This is a genomic window from Pseudoxanthomonas sp. LjRoot204_2 (genome assembly GCF_056175765.1).
This window is the reverse complement of the sequence record NZ_JBGFFG010000014.1, coordinates 1-19,394: the sequence shown is the minus strand read 5'-3', so window position 1 is coordinate 19,394 and position 19,394 is coordinate 1. Positions and strand designations below refer to the sequence as shown.

At 68.3% G+C, this 19,394-nt stretch carries 19 protein-coding genes; 6 read left to right on the top strand and 13 right to left on the bottom strand.

The window, feature by feature from the left end; genetic code table 11:
* Both AC04L7_RS01410 and AC04L7_RS01405 read right to left on the bottom strand, forming a co-directional pair.
* A partial coding sequence (locus tag AC04L7_RS01410; protein ID WP_475512412.1) for a M56 family metallopeptidase occupies window positions 1-1,090 on the bottom strand: 1,090 nt, incomplete at its 3' end.
* 1 nt (window position 1,091) lies between these two features.
* Window positions 1,092-1,487 (bottom strand): BlaI/MecI/CopY family transcriptional regulator, encoded by a 396-nt coding sequence (locus AC04L7_RS01405; protein ID WP_475512411.1) that lies wholly within the window; start codon window positions 1,485-1,487, stop codon window positions 1,092-1,094.
* A gap of 163 nt (window positions 1,488-1,650) precedes the next feature.
* Here AC04L7_RS01405 and motA point away from each other — a divergent pair, with 163 nt between their 5' ends.
* Window positions 1,651-2,505: a flagellar motor stator protein MotA gene (gene motA, locus AC04L7_RS01400; protein WP_296279001.1), complete on the top strand. Its 855-nt coding sequence runs from the start codon at window positions 1,651-1,653 to the stop codon at window positions 2,503-2,505.
* A gap of 10 nt (window positions 2,506-2,515) precedes the next feature.
* Entirely contained in the window at window positions 2,516-3,505 is a 990-nt protein-coding gene (motB, locus tag AC04L7_RS01395) for a flagellar motor protein MotB (protein WP_296278949.1), read from the top strand.
* 43 nt (window positions 3,506-3,548) lie between these two features.
* Here the strand turns inward: motB and AC04L7_RS01390 are convergent, their stop codons facing one another.
* From AC04L7_RS01390 to AC04L7_RS01380, 3 genes are all read right to left on the bottom strand, one after another.
* Window positions 3,549-4,016 carry an AAC(3)-I family aminoglycoside N-acetyltransferase gene (locus AC04L7_RS01390; RefSeq protein ID WP_436000598.1) on the bottom strand — a complete coding sequence of 156 codons (468 nt, stop codon included), beginning with the start codon at window positions 4,014-4,016 and terminating at the stop codon, window positions 3,549-3,551.
* On the bottom strand, window positions 4,003-6,480 hold the full coding sequence (locus AC04L7_RS01385; protein ID WP_475512410.1) for a mechanosensitive ion channel family protein: 2,478 nt from the start codon (window positions 6,478-6,480) through the stop codon (window positions 4,003-4,005). The genes AC04L7_RS01390 and AC04L7_RS01385 overlap by 14 nt, the downstream gene beginning before the upstream one ends.
* Before the next feature lie 65 nt (window positions 6,481-6,545).
* Window positions 6,546-7,100, bottom strand: coding sequence for a DUF6630 family protein (locus AC04L7_RS01380; RefSeq protein WP_296278946.1), 555 nt, complete (start codon window positions 7,098-7,100; stop codon window positions 6,546-6,548).
* Window positions 7,101-7,362: 262 nt separating this feature from the next.
* Between AC04L7_RS01380 and AC04L7_RS01375 the strand changes: the two genes are divergently transcribed.
* The 4 genes from AC04L7_RS01375 to AC04L7_RS01360 all read left to right on the top strand — a co-directional run bounded on the left by AC04L7_RS01375 (window position 7,363) and on the right by AC04L7_RS01360 (window position 9,463).
* The gene (locus AC04L7_RS01375; protein ID WP_475512413.1) at window positions 7,363-7,866 is read left to right on the top strand and encodes a fasciclin domain-containing protein; all 504 of its coding nucleotides are present in this window, start codon (window positions 7,363-7,365) and stop codon (window positions 7,864-7,866) included.
* Window positions 7,867-7,993: 127 nt separating this feature from the next.
* A complete protein-coding gene (locus AC04L7_RS01370) occupies window positions 7,994-8,707 on the top strand; it encodes a DUF6445 family protein (protein WP_436000603.1) in 714 nt (237 codons plus the stop codon).
* A 51-nt stretch (window positions 8,708-8,758) separates the two neighbouring features.
* Window positions 8,759-9,007 (top strand): DUF3297 family protein, encoded by a 249-nt coding sequence (locus AC04L7_RS01365; RefSeq protein ID WP_296278944.1) that lies wholly within the window; start codon window positions 8,759-8,761, stop codon window positions 9,005-9,007.
* Between the two features lie 81 nt (window positions 9,008-9,088).
* Window positions 9,089-9,463, top strand: a complete 375-nt coding sequence (locus AC04L7_RS01360; RefSeq protein WP_296278943.1) for a YciI family protein — start codon at window positions 9,089-9,091, stop codon at window positions 9,461-9,463.
* 7 nt (window positions 9,464-9,470) lie between these two features.
* Here AC04L7_RS01360 and AC04L7_RS01355 read toward each other — a convergent pair whose 3' ends face one another.
* The 8 genes from AC04L7_RS01355 to AC04L7_RS01320 all read right to left on the bottom strand — a co-directional run.
* Window positions 9,471-11,405 carry an alpha/beta hydrolase family protein gene (locus AC04L7_RS01355; RefSeq protein WP_475512409.1) on the bottom strand — a complete coding sequence of 645 codons (1,935 nt, stop codon included), beginning with the start codon at window positions 11,403-11,405 and terminating at the stop codon, window positions 9,471-9,473.
* A gap of 71 nt (window positions 11,406-11,476) precedes the next feature.
* On the bottom strand, window positions 11,477-12,811 hold the full coding sequence (locus AC04L7_RS01350; RefSeq protein WP_475512408.1) for a T6SS phospholipase effector Tle1-like catalytic domain-containing protein: 1,335 nt from the start codon (window positions 12,809-12,811) through the stop codon (window positions 11,477-11,479).
* 21 nt (window positions 12,812-12,832) lie between these two features.
* Complete coding sequence (locus AC04L7_RS01345; RefSeq protein WP_436000609.1) at window positions 12,833-13,363, bottom strand: hypothetical protein; 531 nt, start codon at window positions 13,361-13,363, stop codon at window positions 12,833-12,835.
* 210 nt (window positions 13,364-13,573) lie between these two features.
* Window positions 13,574-13,981, bottom strand: a complete 408-nt coding sequence (locus AC04L7_RS01340) for a VOC family protein (protein WP_296278939.1) — start codon at window positions 13,979-13,981, stop codon at window positions 13,574-13,576.
* Window positions 13,982-13,991: 10 nt separating this feature from the next.
* A complete protein-coding gene (locus tag AC04L7_RS01335; protein ID WP_296278938.1) occupies window positions 13,992-14,417 on the bottom strand; it encodes a YciI family protein in 426 nt (141 codons plus the stop codon).
* Window positions 14,418-14,530: 113 nt separating this feature from the next.
* On the bottom strand, window positions 14,531-16,630 hold the full coding sequence (locus AC04L7_RS01330) for a gluconolaconase (RefSeq protein ID WP_475512407.1): 2,100 nt from the start codon (window positions 16,628-16,630) through the stop codon (window positions 14,531-14,533).
* A 70-nt stretch (window positions 16,631-16,700) separates the two neighbouring features.
* A complete protein-coding gene (locus AC04L7_RS01325; RefSeq protein ID WP_436000614.1) occupies window positions 16,701-18,431 on the bottom strand; it encodes a prealbumin-like fold domain-containing protein in 1,731 nt (576 codons plus the stop codon).
* Window positions 18,432-18,693: 262 nt separating this feature from the next.
* Window positions 18,694-19,394 (bottom strand): TonB family protein (locus AC04L7_RS01320; RefSeq protein ID WP_475512406.1); only part of this gene is annotated, 701 nt, incomplete at its 5' end.

Here is a 19,394-nt window from a genome sequence, read left to right as displayed (position 1 = left end):
ACGGAGCCACGGTGGGCGTGGCCGGTGGCGCGGGCGCGACGACGATCGGCGCCACCGGTGCGGGAGGCGCCGGAGGCGCGGCCGGCGCGCCGCTGGCGATCACGCGGTACGGCACTACACCCAACAGCACGATGCCAAGGGTCAGGGCCAGCGCGCTGGCGCGCAGGGGGGAAGCGGTGTGCTGCAGCATCAGCAGTCTCCTCTTGAGGATGCGGAACGTGGGGGACGCGCCGGCGAGTGCCGGCGTCGGGGTGGGGGAGACGCCCAGCTTCACCAGCAGGCGTCCGTAGTCGTGGGCGGCGTGCTGTTCGTCCTGCAGCACGGCGGCATCGCAGGCGACCTCGCGAGCGAAGGCGTATTCGCGCGCGGCCAGGTGCGCGACCGGATGAAAGAAGAACAGGTGCTGCGCCAGCGCCGGCATCCACGCCCACCACAGGTCACGGCGCTGCAGGTGCGCGAGTTCGTGGTGCAGCGCCATGTGCAGGTCGTTGTCGCTCATCGCGGCGATGCCGGTGGCCGGCAGCATCAGCACGGGGCGCCAGGGGCGGGCCAGCATCGGCGAATCGATCTCGTCGCTGACCATCAGTTCGGGCGCTGTAGCGATGTCGAGTCGGCCTACCAGCACGTCGTACACCGCGCGTACCCGGCGGTCGCGACAGGGACGCGCGCGCCCGATCTGCGCCCGCAGGCGCCACGCATGGCGAAGGGTGTTCGCCAGCATCACCGCGATGCCGGCGAGCCAAGCCGCGAGCAGCAGCACGCCGGTGTCGATCTGCGATGCCTGCGTCGTTGCCGTCGGCACGACCGCCATCGTGGCTCCGGCAGACGCCGAGGGTTCCGCCGTCATCGCCATCACCACGGGCGCGACGGCGGGCTCCGCCGGCAACAGCGGCAACCCCACCGGGGCGTGCCAGACCAGGCCCACCACCATCTGCGTGGCGACCAGCCACCACAGCCAGGCGCGCGTCCGCGCATCGAGGCGCGGCAGGTAGCGGCACAGCGCCCATACCAGCGCGGCGAGCACCAGCGACTGCAGGCCCACGGCAAGCACGCGCGACAGCAGGTCATCGGCCAGGGCGACGATGTCCATGTCAGCCCTCCTTCCGCTTCGATTGCAGGGTGGCGACCAGCGCTTCCAGTTCGGCCAGTTCGGTGTCGCTCACCTCGGTGCGCTGGGACATCCAGGCCACGAACGGCGACAGCGAGCCCTGCAGGGTCTTCTCGACGAAGCTGCCGACCGCGCCGCGCATGACGTCGTCGTGCTGGGCGACCGCGGCGTAGCGGTACACGCCGTCGACCTGGCGGCGGCGCAGGAAGGCCTTGGCGCGCAGGCGCTCCATCATCGTCAGGACCRTGGACCGCGCTAGGCCCCGTGCCTCGCCGAAGGCGGCGGCGACTTCGCCGACGCTGGCCTCGCCGTGCTCGGAGAGATGTTGCAGCAGCGCCAGTTCCTGGTCGCCGATCGACTTGCGGGCCTTGCCGGGCATGGGATCGCCTCATGACTACAGTTGTCGTCAACTTGCCTGTGACGACAACTGTAGTCAACCCTGCCGAAGGTCATTCCCCGCGCGCGGCCGACGAACGGTCGCGGCTCAAGAAACGGCGGGCCGGGCCGATCCTTGGGTGACCCCACCCTGCGCCCGCGTCGCCATGCTCATCATCGTCGGCTTCATCATCGTCACCCTGAGCGTGATCGGCGGCTACCTCGGCTCGCATGGCAAGCTCGGCGCCCTGTGGCAGCCCTTCGAGCTGGTCATCATCGGCGGCGCGGCACTGGGTGCCTTCATGGCTAGCAACCCGACCAAGGTGGTCAAGGGCACGATCTCGGCGACGCTGTCGGTGTTCAAGGGCGCGAAGTACAAGTCGTCCGACTACCTCGACGTGCTCACGCTGATCCACGAGATGCTCAACAAGGCGCGCCGCGACGGCTTCATGTCGCTGGAAGAGCACATCGAGAACCCGGCCAACAGTCCGCTGTTCCAGAAGTACCCCAAGATCCTCGCCGACCACCACCTGCTCGACTTCCTGACCGAGTGCCTGCGCCTGATGGTGGGCAGCAACATCGAACCGCACGAACTGGAGCCGCTGCTGGAGCTGGAGCTGGAGAAGCACCACCATGAAGCGATGGCGCCGGCGCATGCGCTGCAGAAGGTGTCAGACGGCCTGCCGGGCTTCGGCATCGTCGCCGCGGTGCTCGGCATCATCGTGACGATGGGCTCGATCGGCGGCGACATCGCCGCGGTCGGCGCGCACGTCGCCGCCGCGCTGGTCGGTACCTTCCTCGGCATCCTGCTGGCCTACGGTTTCGTCTCGCCGCTGGCCGCGGCCATCGAGGCGCAGGTCGAACAGGACAGCCGCATGTACGAGTCGGTGAAGACGGCCCTGCTCGCCTGCCTGCGCGGCTACAACCCGGCCGTCGCGCTGGAATTCGCCCGCAAGACGCTGCCCTCCGACGTGCGCCCGCCATTCGCCGAGTTCGAGGCGCACCTGAAGGCCAACAAGTAAGCCTGCGGCGATGAGCGAGCAACGTCCCACCATCATCGTCCGCCGGGTCAAGAAGGTCGCCGGCGGCGGCCATCATGGCGGCTCGTGGAAGGTCGCCTACGCGGACTTCGTGACCGCGATGATGGCGTTCTTCCTGGTGATGTGGCTGATGGGCGCCACCACCAACAAGGAACGCGCGGCGATCTCGGAATATTTCCGCAATCCCAGCCCGCTGAGCGGCAAGAGCTTCTCGCCTGCCCCGGGTCCTGCCGGTCCCGGCGGCGCGAGTACGTCCATGATCAAGTTGGGCGGCACGATGGACCTGCCGAAGGGCGAAAGCGACAACCCGTTCGACAAGCCGCCGGGCGATGCGGACCAGGTGTCCGAAGAACAGCAGAAAGCGCAGGAGAAGCAGCGCCTGGAGACGCTGATGCAGGCGCTGGAGGAAGCCATCGGCAAGAGCCAGGCGCTGGAGCCGTTCAAGGACCAGCTGCTGCTCGACCTCACCCCGGAAGGCCTGCGCATCCAGATCGTCGACCAGCAGAACCGGCCGATGTTCGACCTGGGCGGCACGGTTCTGAAACCCTATACGCAGGCGATCCTGGGCGAGCTGGCCGGCTTCATCAACCAGGTGCCGAACCACATCAGCATCACCGGGCATACCGACGTCACCCAGTACTCGTCGAACCGCGGCTACACCAACTGGGAACTCAGCGCCGAGCGCGCCAACGCCGCGCGCCGCGCGCTGGTGGTGGGCGGCATGCACGAGGACAAGGTATCGCGCGTGGTCGGCCTGTCGTCGTCGGTCCTGTTCGACAAGGAACATCCGCAGAATCCGATCAACCGCCGCATCAGCATCGTGGTTATGACGAAAGCGGCGGAAGAAGCGCTGCAGGGCGAAGGCAAGCTGCTCGCCCCGGGCGCGCCCAAGCCCGATGCCGACACCGCCATGCCGGGCGCTCCCGCGCAGGCGACCGCCGCGTTGACGCCTGCGGCGGCGCAGGATTCCGCCATTCGCTGAGGCGCCTGCATGGCGGCGTCGCCACGCCGATGCCCGACCCGACTCAGTCCACCGCGATGTCGAAGTGCATCACGTCCTCGCGCGTGCCCAGCCTGGTATACAGCGCGACCGCCGGGTCGTCGCCGTAGTCCGCCTGCACGAACACCACCCACGCGTCCTGCGCGGCGGCGATCCTTCGCAACTCGGCGATCAGCGCGGTCGCGATGCCGCGGCGGCGGTACGCGTCCGCCACGGCCAGGTCATAGAGGTAGACCTCGCTGCGTGCCTGCTCGAACTTGGGCAACACGTAGGCGGCCAGCCCACCGACCACCTCATCGCCCTGCACCGCCGCCACCGCGATGAACGTGTCGCGCGCGAGAAGGCGGCCCAGGTACGCGTCATCCGGCGGGGCAGCGGTGTAGGTCGGAATGTCGTCGAACTCACGGCCGAACATCCGCAGCATGTCCCGCATCAGCCCCAGGTCGGAGGGACCCAGCGCGCGGATCGCGACCTCCGGCTCAGGCGCCGCCATCGGTGTCTCCCTGCGGCAGCGAAGCAGGCCGCGCCAGCGAGCGCACCAGGTCGTCCGGCACGGTGCGCACATGCAGGTCCTGCTGCGGGAAGGGGATCTCGATGCCCGCTGCGCCGAGTGCGGCGTGCAGCCGCATCATCAGGTCGCTGCGGATCGTGGACCAGTCGTCGTAGCGGCGACTCCATGCACGGATGGCGAAGTCCAGCGAACTGGCGCCGAAGCCGGTGAACAGCACGGCAGGCACGGGGTCGTCGGCGATGCCGGGCGTCGCGCGCGTGGTCTCCTGCAGCAGCTGCATCACCCGCGTCACGTCGCTGCCGTAGGCCACCCCCACGTCGACGTCGACGCGGCGGTTCTGGTCCATCAGCGTCCAGTTGGTCACCTTGTCGGACAACAGCATGCCGTTCGGCACGATGACGTCGGCGCCTTCGAACGTGCGCACGGTGGTGGCGCGCATGCCGATGGCGCGCACGCGGCCGGCGGTACCGCTGATGTCGACCGCATCACCGGGCTTCACCGGACGCTCGAACATCAGGATCAGGCCGGAGACGAAGTTCTTCACCACGTCCTGCAGGCCCAGCCCGATCCCCACCCCGAGTGCGCCGAACATGAAGGCCAGTTGCCCGATCTTGAAGCCCGCGGCGGACAGCGCGGCCAGCAATCCCAGCAACAGCAGCACGTAGTAGCTGAGCGAGGCGATGCTGTTGTCCACGCCGCGCGGCAGCGACATCCGCGGCAGGACTTCCTCGCGCAGCAGCGCGCGCAGCGTGCGCGCCACCCAGACCGCCAACACCACGCCGATGCAGAACACCAGCACGTGGCCCAGGCTGAGCGAGAGTTCGCCGTACTCGAAGCGGTGCGTGACGATGRCCCTGGCGACGTCGTACACCGGCCGGAAGATGCGGAAGCGGATCATCGTGTAGACGATCCAGCCGATCACCGCCGCGACGCGCGCCCACCGCGCGAGCGTGTCGAGCAGGTGGCCGCCATGCCGGCGCATCAACCACAGCCGACGCACTTCGGGGCGCGCGCCCAGCCGGCGCAACAAGGCTTCCAGCACCGTCACCGCCGCATACAGGACCAGCGCGAAGTAGCCGCTCTCGATGATGCCGGCCGTCAGCATTTCCGCCAGCGACACGTTGCCCACGACGTTCGCGACGATCGCCGTCGACAGGATCGCGACGCCGCCCCAGGCCAGGCCGTGGACCAGCTGTCCGGCACGACCGGCCACGCCGGCGTAGCGCTCGCCGCGCGAACGCCACAGCAGCCAGCCGGTGGCCGCGAGCGCCAGCAGGGAGAGCACCAGGTAGTACAGCCGGTACAGGTAATCGCTGGCCATCAGCAGGACAGCCAAATGCTGCAGCAGGTAGAACGCGGTCGCCAGGTAGGGCCACGGTCCCAGCAGGCGACGGCCTTGCTGCGGCATCAGCCGCAACACCGGCACCAGCGCGACCAGCATCGCCAGCTGGTGCAGGAACAGCGGCGCGTTCGGTTCGAACACCAGCACGCCGATCATGGACAGCAGCAACCAGGTGGAGAACGGACGTCCCACCACGCGCGACTCCGCATCCGTCGCCAGCGCCGCCGTCGGATCCAGGCGGCGGCGCCGATGCCGCCACGCGATCCACAGCAGCGCCGGCAGCAACATCAACTGCAGCAAATGCAGCAACCGCTGGTTGCCGACATCCGCCGCGGTGTACTGGGCGACGAAGCTGTTCTCYTGCTGGACCTCACGCTTCAGGCTGTCGRCCACGTCCTGCCGCAGGACCGTGCGGTCCTGCACCTGCCACAAGGGCGACGCATCCAGGCGGAACAGGCGCCGGTCGGCGTAGGCGATGGCATCGTCCACCGCCTGCTGGCCGGCCTGTATGCGTGCGGCGAGCAGGTTGGCGCGTTGCCCCAGCCGGATCTGCCCCGCCAGCGGCGTGGACAGCGCCTGCTCGGCCGCCTGCAGCCGCGCGGATACGCCTTCCACGCGCGAGCGCAGGGCATCCGGCGTGCCGTCCGCGGCCATGCCCTGCCGGGTGAGTTCCCAGTCGGCGCGGCGCAGCGCCAGTTCCGCCGCATCCTGCGCATACGGTGCCACCGATGCCTGCATGTCACCGCGCCAGCGCGCGTACTGGCGCGCATCGAACTTCCAGTGGCGCTCCATGCTTTCCAGCCGCAGCACGGGCAGCGTGCGCAGTTCCCCGTAGGCGAACAGGCCGTTCTTCTCCGCCACCGACTTCTCGATGGTCGTCAGCCGCGGCACAAGTCGGCCGAGCGGATCGGCGCGCGCCGCGCGCAGCGACACTTCCTCCGCGTAGCGCTCGTCGGCATCGGCGCGACCGGGGATGTCGGCCAGCGCGATCGCTTCGGGCGCCTTCGGCTTGGAAGGCGACAGCAGCGTGGTGACGTCCTGCGCCTTCGCGGCATTCGCCACCGACAGCACCAGGCAGGCAAGGCAGGCGAGCAGCACGCGCATGACGGACGATCCCGGAACGGAGGCGACGATGCGAGTCTAGCGTGCGCGCCGTCGCGCGGTCGCGGTCAGAACGCGTCGCTGCCCGGCCGGATCTCCACGCCCATCACCGCGGCCAGCTGCTGCATGCCGTCGTCGTCGCGACGCAGCGCGATCCATCCGGCGTAGGCGTCGCCCCCCGTGTTCCAGTTCCACAGCGTGTAGCCATGCTCGCGCAGGCGGTCGTAGGCCGTGGACATCAAGGCGGGAACGTCGGTCCCGTCGAGGAAATCCTCGTCGCTGGTATCGCCCCCCCAGTCGATCTCGACGGCATAGCGCGCGGCCAGCTGGTTGACGCAGTCGATGAAGGACTCTGTGTCCTTCCAGTCCACGTAGAAGCCCGACGTCCAGTCGATGGCGTCCTTCAGCGTCCACAGCACCTGGTCCGGCTCGACGCCGTCTTCGCTRCTCGCGTCGCGATAGGCCGCGAACTGCCGCAGTGCGGTTTCTTCATCGCCGGGATTGATCAGCACCAGCAGGTTCCAGACCAGTGCCTCGGTGTCGTCCAGATCCATGTCGTCTTCGTCGTCGAAGGCATGGCGGAAGTTGTCGTCGGGATCGAATTCGTGGTCGGGCTGGGTCATGGGGCGTCTTCGTGTGGGTGCATGACGTCGCGCTGCGCGGCGCGGGCGATGTCAAGGTTGGCTGAATATTAAGGCCACGTGATGCATCCGCGCGTGAGGCCGTGGCGTACATGAGTCCGCAAGCGCAACAACCACACCCTCATCCACCCAGGAGATACCCATGAACCGTACCGTCCTTTCCGTCGCCCTGCTCGCCGCCTTCACCGCTGCTGCGTGCTCGCCGAAGACCGCCGAAGCCGAAGCCGACGCCGGCGCCGCCCCGATGCCGGTGGCCGAAGCCAGCGATCCGGCACCCGCCGATGCCGCCGCACCGGCCGTCGAGCAGAAGGACGTGGTGGATACCGCCATCGGTTCGCCGGACCACACCACGCTGGTCAGTGCGGTGCAGGCCGCGGGCCTGGTCGATACGCTGAAGGGCGCAGGCCCGTTCACGGTGTTCGCACCCACCAACGCCGCCTTCGAAGCGCTGCCCGCCGGCACCGTCGACACGCTGCTGAAGCCGGAGAGCAAGGCCGACCTGACCGCCGTGCTGACCTACCACGTGGTGCCCGGCATGGTGGACRCCGCCACGCTGACGCAGCAGATCCAGGCCAGCGGTGGTACCGCCACGTTGAAGACCGTGCAGGGCGGTGAACTGAAGGCGCAGGTAGTCGATGGCGGCGTCACCCTGACCGATGCCAAGGGCAACACCGTCAAGGTCACCACCGCCGACCTGAAGGCCAGCAACGGCGTGATCCACGTGGTCGACAAGGTGCTGATGCCGTAATTCCTCGACGGCAGCACACGCCGGGGCGGTCGTGGTGGGCCGCCCCGGCGTTCTTTTGTCTCCACCACCGCGAAGGTCTATCGTGGCGCCGCCGGCCCGCATGCCGGCGCCCGCGGGAGGCCGTGCCATGTTCAACCCACGTCCCTCGGTGACGCAGGTTCCGCTGGGGCAGGGTCGCATCTGCGTCGTCCTCGACGACGCCCTGCTGTCGCCGGAACGCCTGCCCGCCTTTGCGGACGCCTACCGGGAAGACTTCCACCCCGCTTCGCCCGACGTGTTTCCGGGTCTCCGGCTGCGCATGCCGGACGACTTCACCGCCTTGCTTCATGACGTAATGCGCGACCATGCCCGCCACACGCTCGGCGTGCGACGCATCCTGCGCAGCACCAGCCGCCTTTCGCTGTTGACCCTGGCAGGCGACGCAYTGCCGCCGTCGCACTGGCTGCCGCGTCGCGAGCGTTGGCACGAACCCGACCAGCGCCTCGTCGCCGCAGAACTGTTCCTGTTCCGGGACGCCACGCTGGGCGGGACGCATTTCTTCCTGCCCATCGTGTCGCCGCAGCAAGTGGCGGAGATCGAACACGACGCCGATGCCCTGTCGCCGGACGCGTTCTCCCGACGCCATGGCGTGGCAGCGGGCTATCCGCACGCGTCCACGATCGCCTGCTTCGCGCACGCGGTCACGGTACCGGCACGCTGGAACCGCCTGGTGATGCACGATGCCGACGTATTCCGCGCCCCTGCGGTGCCGCATGGCGTCCGGCTGGACACCGCTCCGCGCCGCGGGCGGCTGACGCTGCAGGCCACGCTTGTCTGCAGCCGCAACCGCGTGGCCTGGTGAGGCGGGCGCTTCGGTTATCCTTGCGCCCCCGACGACCACGCGACGCCTTCCATGTCCGACACGCCTCCCGACCACCTGGCTTCCGACCCGCGCAGCCCCTTCTACAACGCCGAGGCGATGGACCGCGGCGTCGGCATCCGCTTCAACGGCGTGGAGCGCGACAACGTGGAGGAGTACTGCATCAGCGAAGGCTGGGTCCGCGTGCCGGTCGGCAAGTCGAAGGACCGCCGCGGCAACCCGATGACGATGAAGGTCAAGGGCACCGTGGAAGCGTGGTATCGATCGCCTGCGGGCGAGTGATCCGGGCGCGGCCCGCGCCTGAACGGCCCTGTCATGCCCGCGTGGCACAATCCCGGCCTGCACGGCACGCCGGGAGGGCGCATGAAGTTCCTGTTGATGATCTACACGGATGACCAGCTGCTGGATGCGCTGCCCGAGGGCGCGTTCGACCGCATGATGCACGGCTGCATCACCCACGCCGACGAACTGAAGGCCGAGGGTACGTTGATCGACTCCCAGCAGCTCGAGCATGGCAGCACCGCGCGTACCGTGCGCGTGCGCAACGGCAAGACGCACGTCGTCGACGGCCCCTTCGCCGAAACGAAGGAGATCCTCGGCGGCTACAACCTGATCGAGGCCGACAGCCTGGACGAGGCGGTACGCATCGCGCAGGAATTCCCGTGGATCGGCACCGGCAGCATCGAGGTGCGGCCGGTGCGCGATTTCGAGGCGGTACGCAGGCGCGTCGGCGCCTGATCCCCGGCTACTTCGCTTTCGCGCCGCCCAGGTGGCGCGACAGGAAGTCCAGCAACCTGGTGTAGTAGGTGCGTCGGTTGGCTTCGGCATAGAAGCCGTGGCCTTCGGTGCGCACGTACAGCGTCTCCACCGGCACGCCCACGGCCTTCAGCGCCTTCTCCATGCGCTCTGTGTGCGCCTGCGGCGCGATCTCGTCCTTCCCGCCCGCCGCCAGAAACACCGGCACCCTGATCTTCGCTGCCAGCGAAGTGGGCGAAATGTCGGCCAGCGCGGTGCGATCATCACCCACCCAGTCGTTCATGTAGTTGCCGACCCATTTGGCATTGCGCGATTTCTGCCGGTGCATCAGCTCTAGGTCGTACACGCCGACATAGCCGGCCGCGCAGCGGTACATCGCCGGCTCCTTGGCCACGCCCATCAGGGCCGCATAGCCGCCATAGCTCGCCCCATACAGGCAGATCCGCTGCGGGTCCGCGATCTTCTGCTCGATCGCCCAGCGCGTTGCGTCGGTCAGGTCGTCCTGCATCGCGCCACCCCACTCGCGCGCACCGGCCTGCATGTGCGCGCGCCCGTAATTGCCCGAGCCGCGGAAATTGAGGCGTAGCACCGCGTACCCGGCGCGCGCCAGCATCTGCGCCTCGTCGTCGATCTCCCAGCGGTCGAAGATGCCGATCGGCCCCCCATGCGGCATCACCACCAGCGGCAGCGGCCCCTGGCTACCGCGCGGACGCGTCAGGTAACCATGCAGCGGAAGACCGTCCCGCGCTTTCAACGCCACTGATTCGCTGGGCGACAACGTCGCTGGATCCAACCATTTGCGCCTGCTGAAGATCAGATCGGCAGCATTGGTCTGCGTGTCGAACAGATAGAAATCGCCGGGACTGGCGTCGTTCCAGATATGGACGATCTTCAGCTTGCCGTCGCGCGTGCCGGAGGTGATCAGGATCGAATGTCCAGGAAACGATCGCTCCAGCTTGCGATACAGGCGCGCAGTCTCCGATTTTTCGTCGAAGAACACCGTGCGGAGCCGGTCGTGCATGAAGAAGCTGCCCACGGGCGTGCGCCCGCCCGGTGCGCGGATGATCCRGTAGGGATCCACCACTGCATCGCGCAGCACCTGCGTGCGCTCGCCGGTCTCCGTATCCAGGGCCACGATCGCGTCCGGCCCTTCGCGCTGCTCGACCTGCAGGTAGGCCGTGCGGCCATCGGGCGCGAAACCCAGCGGCACCTCGACACGCCGCGTCGCGTTCTCGTCGTTGACCAGCGCCCACGGGGTACCGCCACTGGGGCGGTGATAAAGCTTGCTGGCGTTGTCTTCGCCCGCCCCGAGCGCGAAGCGGACCTCGCCCGTCGCATCGACGACGAAGTCGGCACGGCGCACCGGGGCGGTGGCGAGCGTGTCCAGGCTGCCGTTGTAGGCATCCAGGCTCATCAACCGCGTGTTCGGCATGGACGTGTCGAGCGCGTACATGCTGATCAGCACCTTGCGCGGATCATTCGGCATCGGATCGACCAGCTCGGCCGCGCGCGGCTGGACCTCGTTTCCGTCCAGGCCATAGCGCGCAAAGATCTGCCGACGCACGGAGCCGTCCACGTTCGTCGCATACAGCTCGCCGGTGGCGTAGGGCTGGTCGCGCGAACCGTACTTCTTCGCCACCGACACGACGACGCGGTCGTCGCTCACCCACCAGACGTCGTCGATCACACTGTCCGCGCCGGCGCTGATCTTGGCGGTGATCTGACGGTCGCTGCGCCGCTGCACCGCGAGGATGGTCTGGTCCTCCAGCGGCACCGTCAGCGCGTAGTACTCGCCGGTGGGCGAGATCTTCAGGGTTTCCAGCACGTCCTGCTTAAGGAACGGCTCCAGGTCCACCTGCGCGTGCGCCCATGGCGCAAACAGGCATCCCAGCAGGATGCCCACACTCCTTGCTACCCGTTCCATGGATGCCTCCCGTGGCATCGTTTTCCCCGGGCGGATTAGACCGCAGGGCGACAGGAAGCGACAAGCATGTCTCAGCGCGCTAGCGCGGCAGGCTCGCGCTGTGGTTCTGCCGGCGCAGTCAGGGTGGGCGGCAATTCGTGCAGGCGCTGCTGCCCAGACCRCAACCACGCCTGTCCCGTCTCTCCGTGCAACTGCTCGCGCGCTAGGCGTTCGATCGCTCCGCCATCGCCCCGTCGTGCGGCGTCGAGCAGTTGCTCGACCATGCGGCCGTCACGGACGGGTTCCGCGGGTACCGCGCCGATGGCGACCGGCCGCCACGCCAGCGTCGAGGCCATCGCCTCATTGCGCGGTTGCGCGTCCAGGCAGTCGATCCTGCACAGCGGCGCCGGCGCGAGTTCTTCCTGCATCCCGCGCACGCCGGCCCTGTCGTAGATCGAGGTGCGGTAGAAGAACTGGTGCTCCTCGGACCGATGGATGACGTTGCGCGCGGGATCCATCGGTTCCTCGCGCTTGGCCAGGTAGGGCCTGTCGCTCAGCGCATTGAGGTAGTCGATCATCAGGTTGCCGCTGCGGACGCCGATGCCGTCCTGGGTGTACCCGCCGCCGATGTCGCTGTGCGCGCCCGCGACGGTGACATTGAGGAAGCGTCCCCCATCGGTCACGCCCGGGTCCATCACCCGCGTGGACTGGAACAGGTTGCGCCGCTCGTCGTCGGCGGTGATCTGGAAGCCCGACACCACAGAGGGCGGCAGACGGCGGTCGTGGTCGCGCGGCTCGCCCGTACCGACCGGATCGAACAGGCCGACGGCCTGGATGACGGTGCCGGGTTCGCGCAGATTTGGGCGGGTCGGCTCCAGCCTTTCGATGCGGCCGTTGCGGTCGCGCACGACGTCCATGCCTCTCGGATCCTGGATACCCCGCTCCTCCACCAGGCGCGTGAAGCCCGCCGCCTGCTCGGCACCACGACTGAATCCGATGGCGGCAATGCGGATGTCGGCGTCGGGATTGTCGCGCAACCACGCCGAAGCCTGCTGGATGAACTGGAAATACATTTCCTCCATGCGGGGTTCGTAGGTACCGCCGGTGGCCTGGTCGATGACACCACCCAGTCCACCCTGCGTACCGGGACCTTCGACGTACCCAAAGCCGATCGTCGGATCCTTAGACTGCTCGAGCTGTTTCGCGATGCGCGCCACGTTGGTGTGGTTCTCCGGCGCATCCTTGTACATGCTGTTGCCGGTGCCGTCGAAGGCAGCGACGAACAGCCGGTGATCCGGCGTATCGCCGTCGCGGAGCAACGGCGCCGAGAAGCTCGCGAGTTGCCTGCTGGCGTCCGGGAATGTCGCCAGATCCGATGCCGTCGCCGGTACCGTGCTTACACCATCGGGATGCCGTTCGCCGCCCATGCTCCACTCCCTGGAGGTGCGTCAGTAGGTTCTCGTCCAGGCCAGGACGAGATCGTCGCGGAAGCCGCTGTACTTGTTGCCCGGCACCTGCAGTGTCTTCGTCGGCACGAAAGCGCGCATGTAGACATTGATGGTGCGATCGTTGACTTCGAGGATGATGTCCGGATCACCCAGGTCTCCATGGATCTCCTCGCGCGGCACGTTGTGCAACACGATGCGGTCCTTGAAGATCTCGCCGATATCGACCTCGGCCTCATGCGGCACGCCGTCCTTGGAGCGCCATTGCACTTTCGCTGGTGCCGGAAAGTTGCGCCGGGCGATGTGCCCAGCGCTGAGAAGCTTTTCGTGACTCGCACGATACGAAGAGATGGGAGGGCTTACCTCGTCGTCACGGTCGACGCCGTGGACGAAACCGCTGTACACGATCTTGCACCCGATGGTATCGAAGCAGTGCGCGCCGAAGTTGTGCTGGAAAAACTTCAACGGCCATGCCGACGCAGCCGGGTCGCCGGCCTTCCTTCCCTCAAGACCTGATTCCTGCGTCATGGCCATGCCCTGGCATCCTGCGGTTGAGACGATCATCGCCGATATCAGCGCCAGCGATCGCGCGTGGCGCGAAGAACGTCCGGGGAGTGTCGGCTTCCTGCCCTGCATTCATGCACCTCTCGCCTCATGCGTCGCTTCATCATTTACGACAGATGCACGACGCATGCAAGCTTTCGCAGCCGGTTCCGGGCGTCTGGCCGCCTACATTCATGTACATCAATCCGCCGGCATGGCGCCTTCGTCCATGTGCACGATCTCCCACAGGTGGCCATCGGGATCCTGGAAGCTGCGTTGGTACATGAAGCCGTAATCCTTGGCTTCCATCGGTTCGGTGCCGCCGGCGGCGAGGGCCTTGCCGACCATGGCGTCGACGGCCGCACGGCTGTCGGCGGACAGGCAGAGGATCACTTCCGTATGCGTGCGCGCGTCGCAGATCGCCTTGCGCGTGAAGCCCTGGAAGAACGGCTCCACCAGCAGCATGACGTAGATGGTGTCGCTGATGACGACGCAGGCCGCGTTCTCGTCGGTGAATTGCGGATTGGTCGCATGGCCTAGCGCGGCGAAGAAGGCCTTGGACTTATCCAGGTCGCGGACCGGCAGGTTGACGAAGATCTGGGTGCTCATGAAAGTCCACTCACGGTTGATGGTCTGGCGAGATCTGCGCGGCGAGCCGTGCTTCCTGCTCGCGCAGCTCCGGCGTCAGCGCATCGCCGAAATCGTCGGCGTCGAACACCGGCCGCAGTTCGATCTCCGCGCCGCCATCGAACGGCGCGCGCTTGATCCACTCGATGGCTTCGTCGAGGCTGCGGACCTGCCAAAGCCAGAAGCCGGCGACCAGTTCCTTCGTTTCGCCGAAGGGTCCGTCGACGACCGTGCGCTGCCTGCCGTCGAAGCGCACGCGCACACCCCGCGAGCTGGGATGCAATCCCTCGCCGGCCAGCATGATGCCGGCCTTGACCAGCGCCTCGTTGAACCTGCCCATCTCCGTGAGCAATTCGGTATCCGGCATCCGGCCGGCTTCCGAATCGGCACTGGCCTTCACGATGACCATGACGCGCATTGCACCCTCCCGATCGTGCGGACCGGACACTCCGGCCGCTTTCAGGAGAACGACGAACCGCCAGGGCGCGGATCGACACGACGCTCCGGAACATTCGCGGGCGCGGTTTCCCGCTACGGGAGCCGCAACTTCAGGTCGCGGCGACCCTGTGCCTCGTTGCCGCTGTAGTCGCGGGCGGTGATCCTGAGGGTGTAGTCGCCGGGCGGGAGTTCGCCGGCCCGCCATGCGCCTTCGGCCCAACGGCCGTCGCGGACGGTATTGGTGACGCTGTACCGGAACCGGGTGACCGCACTGCCATGCACGGTGATGCCGCTTCCCGGCGCGTACGCCACCTGCACCGCATCATCGGACGGCAGCCGGTGGAAATCGAGCGTCATGCGCGGCGCTTCGAACCCCGCGACGGGCGTGCCGTCGTCGTGCAGCAGTTGGTAGCCCAAGGCATGCACGCCGAGGCGACGGCGCGGCAGGTTGCGGTCCACCTGGTCCCAGGCATCCACGACGATGCGCACGCCCTGCAGGTCCCGCGGCACCAGCACGCGTCCGTCCTCGCGCTGGTCGATCGGCTGGTCCAGCGTGTCGAACAGCGCGACGTCGTCGATGCGCGGCGGATAGGTGTCGGTGAACCCGGTGAAGCCGAGCGCGATCGCGTTGCGCTCGTAGCCCGAAGGGCCGATCGACAGGTGCACGTGCGCCATGCGGTTGACCGTGCCCAGCGGGTCGCCCGCGGCGAAGCGCGTGCCGCGCCGCACGCGGATGCGGCTGGGCGCGCCACTGAGGTCGTGGAGCAGCTGGAAGCGCGCCGGATCCAGCAGCTCTCCGCGCGGCGTGCGGCCGACGCGCATGTGGATGTAGTCGAGCGGGCCAAGACCGAGTCCTTCGCTCAGGCCATCGAAGTTCCAGGCGGCGGATGGACTGCTGACCTTGCCGTCGGCGATGGCGAGCACGGTGGCGCCGACGTCGCCGCGGATGTCGAGACCGCCGTGCAGGTGGTGGCGACTTTCCCCGCTGTAGTCGCCCCGGACTTCGCCGAGCGTGCCGACCACCTCATGCCACTGGTCCTGCGGCTGCAGGGGCCAGCGACCTGCGGTGACGGRCAGTGGATCCTCCGCCGACGGACCGACAGTCGCGGGGGCAGGCGCGACGCCGGCCGCCAGCGGCGCTATGCGATGCACCCGATGGGCACCCGCATCGGTGACGTGCACATCGCCACGCGCATCCACCGCCAGCCCCGCCGTGCGCGACAGCCGCTGCCCCGGCAAATGGCCGGCCAACACGTGCCAACGTCCATCGCGCATCACCTGCATCACCCGACCGGTGAACAGTTCGCCGACATACAGATGGCCATCGTGCGTGAGCGCCAGCGACAACGGCCTGCGTGGGCCTGCCTGCATCGGCAGGTCCGGCTGCAGCGGCAAGGTGCTGACCCCGCCCTGCGGCCCGATCCTGCGGATGGCGTCGTTGCGCAGGTCCGCGACCCACGCAACGCCGGTGGCATCCACGGCGATGCCGGTCGGCGTGTCGAAGCGCGCTTCGCCGCCGGTGCCATCCACGAAACCGGGCGCATCGCCGCCGGCGAGCGTGGTGACCACGCCGTCCCGGGAGATCAGGCGGATGCGGTCGTTGTAGGTGTCGGCGACATAGACGCGACCGCTGCCATCCACCGCGACCCCGATGGGTCCGTTGAATTGCGCCTGCATCGCCGCGCCGTCGCGGAAGCCCGGCTCGCCCGTGCCGGCCACCGTCGTCACCACGCCCTGCGGCGTGACCTTGCGGATGGCGTGGTTGCCGGTATCGGCCACGTAGAGATTGCCCTGCGCATCGCGCGCCAGCGCCGACGGCGTATGGAAGGCTGCCACGGTGCCGGCGCCGTCGATGAACCCCTCGCGCCCCCCGGCCAGCGTCGCCACGCTGCCATCGCGCGCGATGCGGCGGATGCGGTTGTTATCGCCGGCATCGGCGACGTAGCGCGTGCCGTCTTCCATCACGACGATGCCCCAGGGGTCGTCGAAGCGCGCGTTCGCGCCCAGCCCGTCGCTCGCGCCACGCACGCCGTCACCGGCCGCCAGCGACAGCTGGCCGGTCCAGCCGAACGGCGTGACCGGCGGGCCGGCCTCGGGGACGGGAACGGGAAAACGCGGCGTGACCAGGAAGGTCGCGGCCAGCGCGATGGCGGTCGACAGCACCACCACCCACAGCCAGGCGGTACGGCTCATTGCATCAGTGGGGCGAAGAACGGAGCCGCATCATGGAGATTCGCCCCTCGCTTGGGAAGCTCGCCGGGAATCAGAGTCCGCTGGCCGTGACCTGGCAGGGCACGGTGAAGGTCACGGTGCCGCCCGATGGCAAAGTCGGCACGGCCACGCCGCCACTGACCAGCGTCGGCAACGCCGCCGCCCCCGGACACGCCGCGCCACCGCTGGCGACGCAGCTGATCGGGCTGCCGGATACCGGACAGCTCAGGCCTGCGCCCGGCGTATCGCTGACCACCGCGCCATCGGCCGCGGTGGGACCCGCGTTCGACACGACCACGGTGAAGTTGGTCACCTGTCCGCTGGTGGCGGTGGCGGACGCGCTCGACTTCACCACCGACACATCCGTCACGCGCGCCCGGTTGGTGATCGTGCAGACGATGGCCTGGCCCGCGTGCGCGGCGGTCAGCGTCAACGTGTTGCCGCTGAGGTTGCCGCCCGAGCAGGTCCAGGCACTGGCGGTATACGTGCGTGCGTTGCCGGCCGCCAGGGTTTCGGCCAGCGTGATGACGTTGCCCGGCACGACCTGCACGGCGGAGCCGGTGTCGGTCTCGGCAGCGCTGTTCGCGGTGGAGGCCAGCGATGCGGCATTGGCGCCGCCGGTCGCGGACAGCGTCGCGGTGTCGTTGATCGCGGCGTCGATCCACGTCTTGGCCAACGCGAGCGTCGCGGTCGCACTGTTGGTCAGCGTGCAGGTGAGGGTCTGGTTGGCGCGGTAGTCGCCCGCGGCGATCGTGACCTGGCGCGCGGCCGTGTTGACGGTCGCGGTGACGGCGGCGTTGTTCTGGTCCGTACAGGTGGCGCCCGTCAGCGCGTAGCCCGTCGGGACCGTGGTCTCGGTCAGCGTGATCGCGCCGGCGTGGTTCGTCACCGGGTACGTCGTGGACGACACGGGCGTGTTCTGCGCGGTCGTCACCAGGTTGAACGCCTGCGCCAGTGCGTTGCTGGCGGTGATGCCGAAGGTGCCGGTACCGCCGACCGATTGCTTGCGCACGATGACGTTGCTGCCCTGGAAGCTCCAGCGCAGCTCCACTTCGTCGCCGCCCGCCGGGCCGACCTGGGTGGTGGTGAAGGTCAGGCTGGTGATGCCGGTGCCGTTGAAGCGCACGGAACCGCAGGCGGTACCGCTGGCGACGGTGGCCGCGTTGCCCGAAAGACACTCGGCATTCGCGGTGCCGGAGAAGGCCGTGCCGGTCGAACGCACGAACGTGCTGCCGGATACCTGGAACTGCGTATTGCCGCTGAGCCGCGTCAGCGACACCGCACCGCCCTGGGCCACCGAATTGCTGAGCGTCCAGCGCGAACTGTTCGGATCGTTGCCCAGTGCGCCGCCGAGGCGATCGACATGCAGCACCGGGTTGTCCACCGGCTTGCTGAAGGTGATCGTGTAGGTGCGGCTGGCCGTTTCGTGGAGCAGCGTCAGCGAGCGGCCGCCGGCGACCGTCTCGCCGTAGGGATCGCTCCAGCGGCTCGCATTGGTGGTGTTGAAGGTCCCGTTGGCATAGACCTGGTCGGACGTGCCGGTCCAGGTCACGGTGATGCCATCGAGGGTGGTGGTCGCCGAGGTCGCACCGTTGAGCGTCCACACCCCGGTGATCAACGCCAGCGCCGAGGCGGCCGCGAGCAGCATGGCCAGCAGCAGTCCGGCCTGGAGGGCACGGCGCAGCCCGCGGCGCGACGTCGCGGCATCGGAACAAGAACGGGAAGACGGACGGACGGAACGCGCGCCCTGCGGGCGCAGCACATCACTGGCGCGGTACGACATCGATGGACGGATCCCCTGACGCTTCTGTGGAAGAGGCGTTCCCCGGGTTCGTCCGACTCACCGACTTTCCCGCCTGCCCCTGCTGGCACGCCGACCCAAGACGCCGTCCAGGCAAGGAGGGGCGGACTGCAAATGTGATCCGTATCTTAGCTTACGGAATTCACATTTGCGATCCACGTCACACTGTTCCGGAATGGCGGGCCCTCCCCGGACAGGCCGGTGGCCACGGCGACATCCCGCCGTTGCAGCCCGTCCGGCCGGATCAGCCGGTCTCCCGGGGTTTGAACGGGGAATCCAGGACCACCGGACGCTGCGGGTCCGTGCCGCCGGCGGAGGCGGCCCTGCACTCGGGCGACTGCGCAGCCTGTTCCTTTTCCGCCCGCTCCGCGCGCCGCATGCCCATGCCGCCGCCCATGGCGAAATCCACCGGGATCGCCAGCTGGGTGGCGATCGGTACCCCATCGACCTGCTCGGGCACGTACCGCATCGCGGCCACCCAGTCGCGCAACGTCTTTTCGAACGGCTTCAGTGAGCCCGACAGGGGCTTGATGCTGCCGACAGTCGCGACACCATCCTGGCCGACATTGATCACGACGCGGAAGCTGCCCTCGCTTCCCATGCGTGCGGCATCCACCGGATAGCGCGGCGGCGCGGCGATGAGCGCGCCCTGCGCGAGAGCCGGGCCATTGGAACGGTAGTCCAGCGCCATGCGCATGCCGCCATCGGGCAGCGGCACGGCACAGGCATCCATGAAGACATGGGTCACGCCGGCCTTGGCGACACCGCCCACCTGCGCAGGCTCGAAACGCCAGCGCAGCACGCGCTCCTCGATGACGCCACGCACCACGGCCGGCAGCTTCTCGTTCGCCTGTACCTGCTGCGGCACGCCCTGTTCGTCCAGGACGACGCGTGCATTGGCGTAGAACCTGACCGGCTCCGCTGCCTTCTCGCCGGCCGTCAGCG

Excerpts from the sequence above, each read along its gene's own strand:
- AC04L7_RS01365 (WP_296278944.1), top strand. The coding sequence starts at position 8,759 with ATGTCCGACACGCCTCCCGACCACCTGGCTTCCGACCCGCGCAGCCCC.
- AC04L7_RS01390 (WP_436000598.1), bottom strand. The coding sequence starts at position 4,016 with ATGGCGGCGCCTGAGCCGGAGGTCGCGATCCGCGCGCTGGGTCCCTCC.
- motA (WP_296279001.1), top strand. The coding sequence starts at position 1,651 with ATGCTCATCATCGTCGGCTTCATCATCGTCACCCTGAGCGTGATCGGC.
- AC04L7_RS01360 (WP_296278943.1), top strand. The coding sequence starts at position 9,089 with ATGAAGTTCCTGTTGATGATCTACACGGATGACCAGCTGCTGGATGCG.
- AC04L7_RS01325 (WP_436000614.1), bottom strand. The coding sequence starts at position 18,431 with ATGTCGTACCGCGCCAGTGATGTGCTGCGCCCGCAGGGCGCGCGTTCC.
- AC04L7_RS01335 (WP_296278938.1), bottom strand. The coding sequence starts at position 14,417 with ATGCGCGTCATGGTCATCGTGAAGGCCAGTGCCGATTCGGAAGCCGGC.
- AC04L7_RS01340 (WP_296278939.1), bottom strand. The coding sequence starts at position 13,981 with ATGAGCACCCAGATCTTCGTCAACCTGCCGGTCCGCGACCTGGATAAG.
- motB (WP_296278949.1), top strand. The coding sequence starts at position 2,516 with ATGAGCGAGCAACGTCCCACCATCATCGTCCGCCGGGTCAAGAAGGTC.
- AC04L7_RS01345 (WP_436000609.1), bottom strand. The coding sequence starts at position 13,363 with ATGGCCATGACGCAGGAATCAGGTCTTGAGGGAAGGAAGGCCGGCGAC.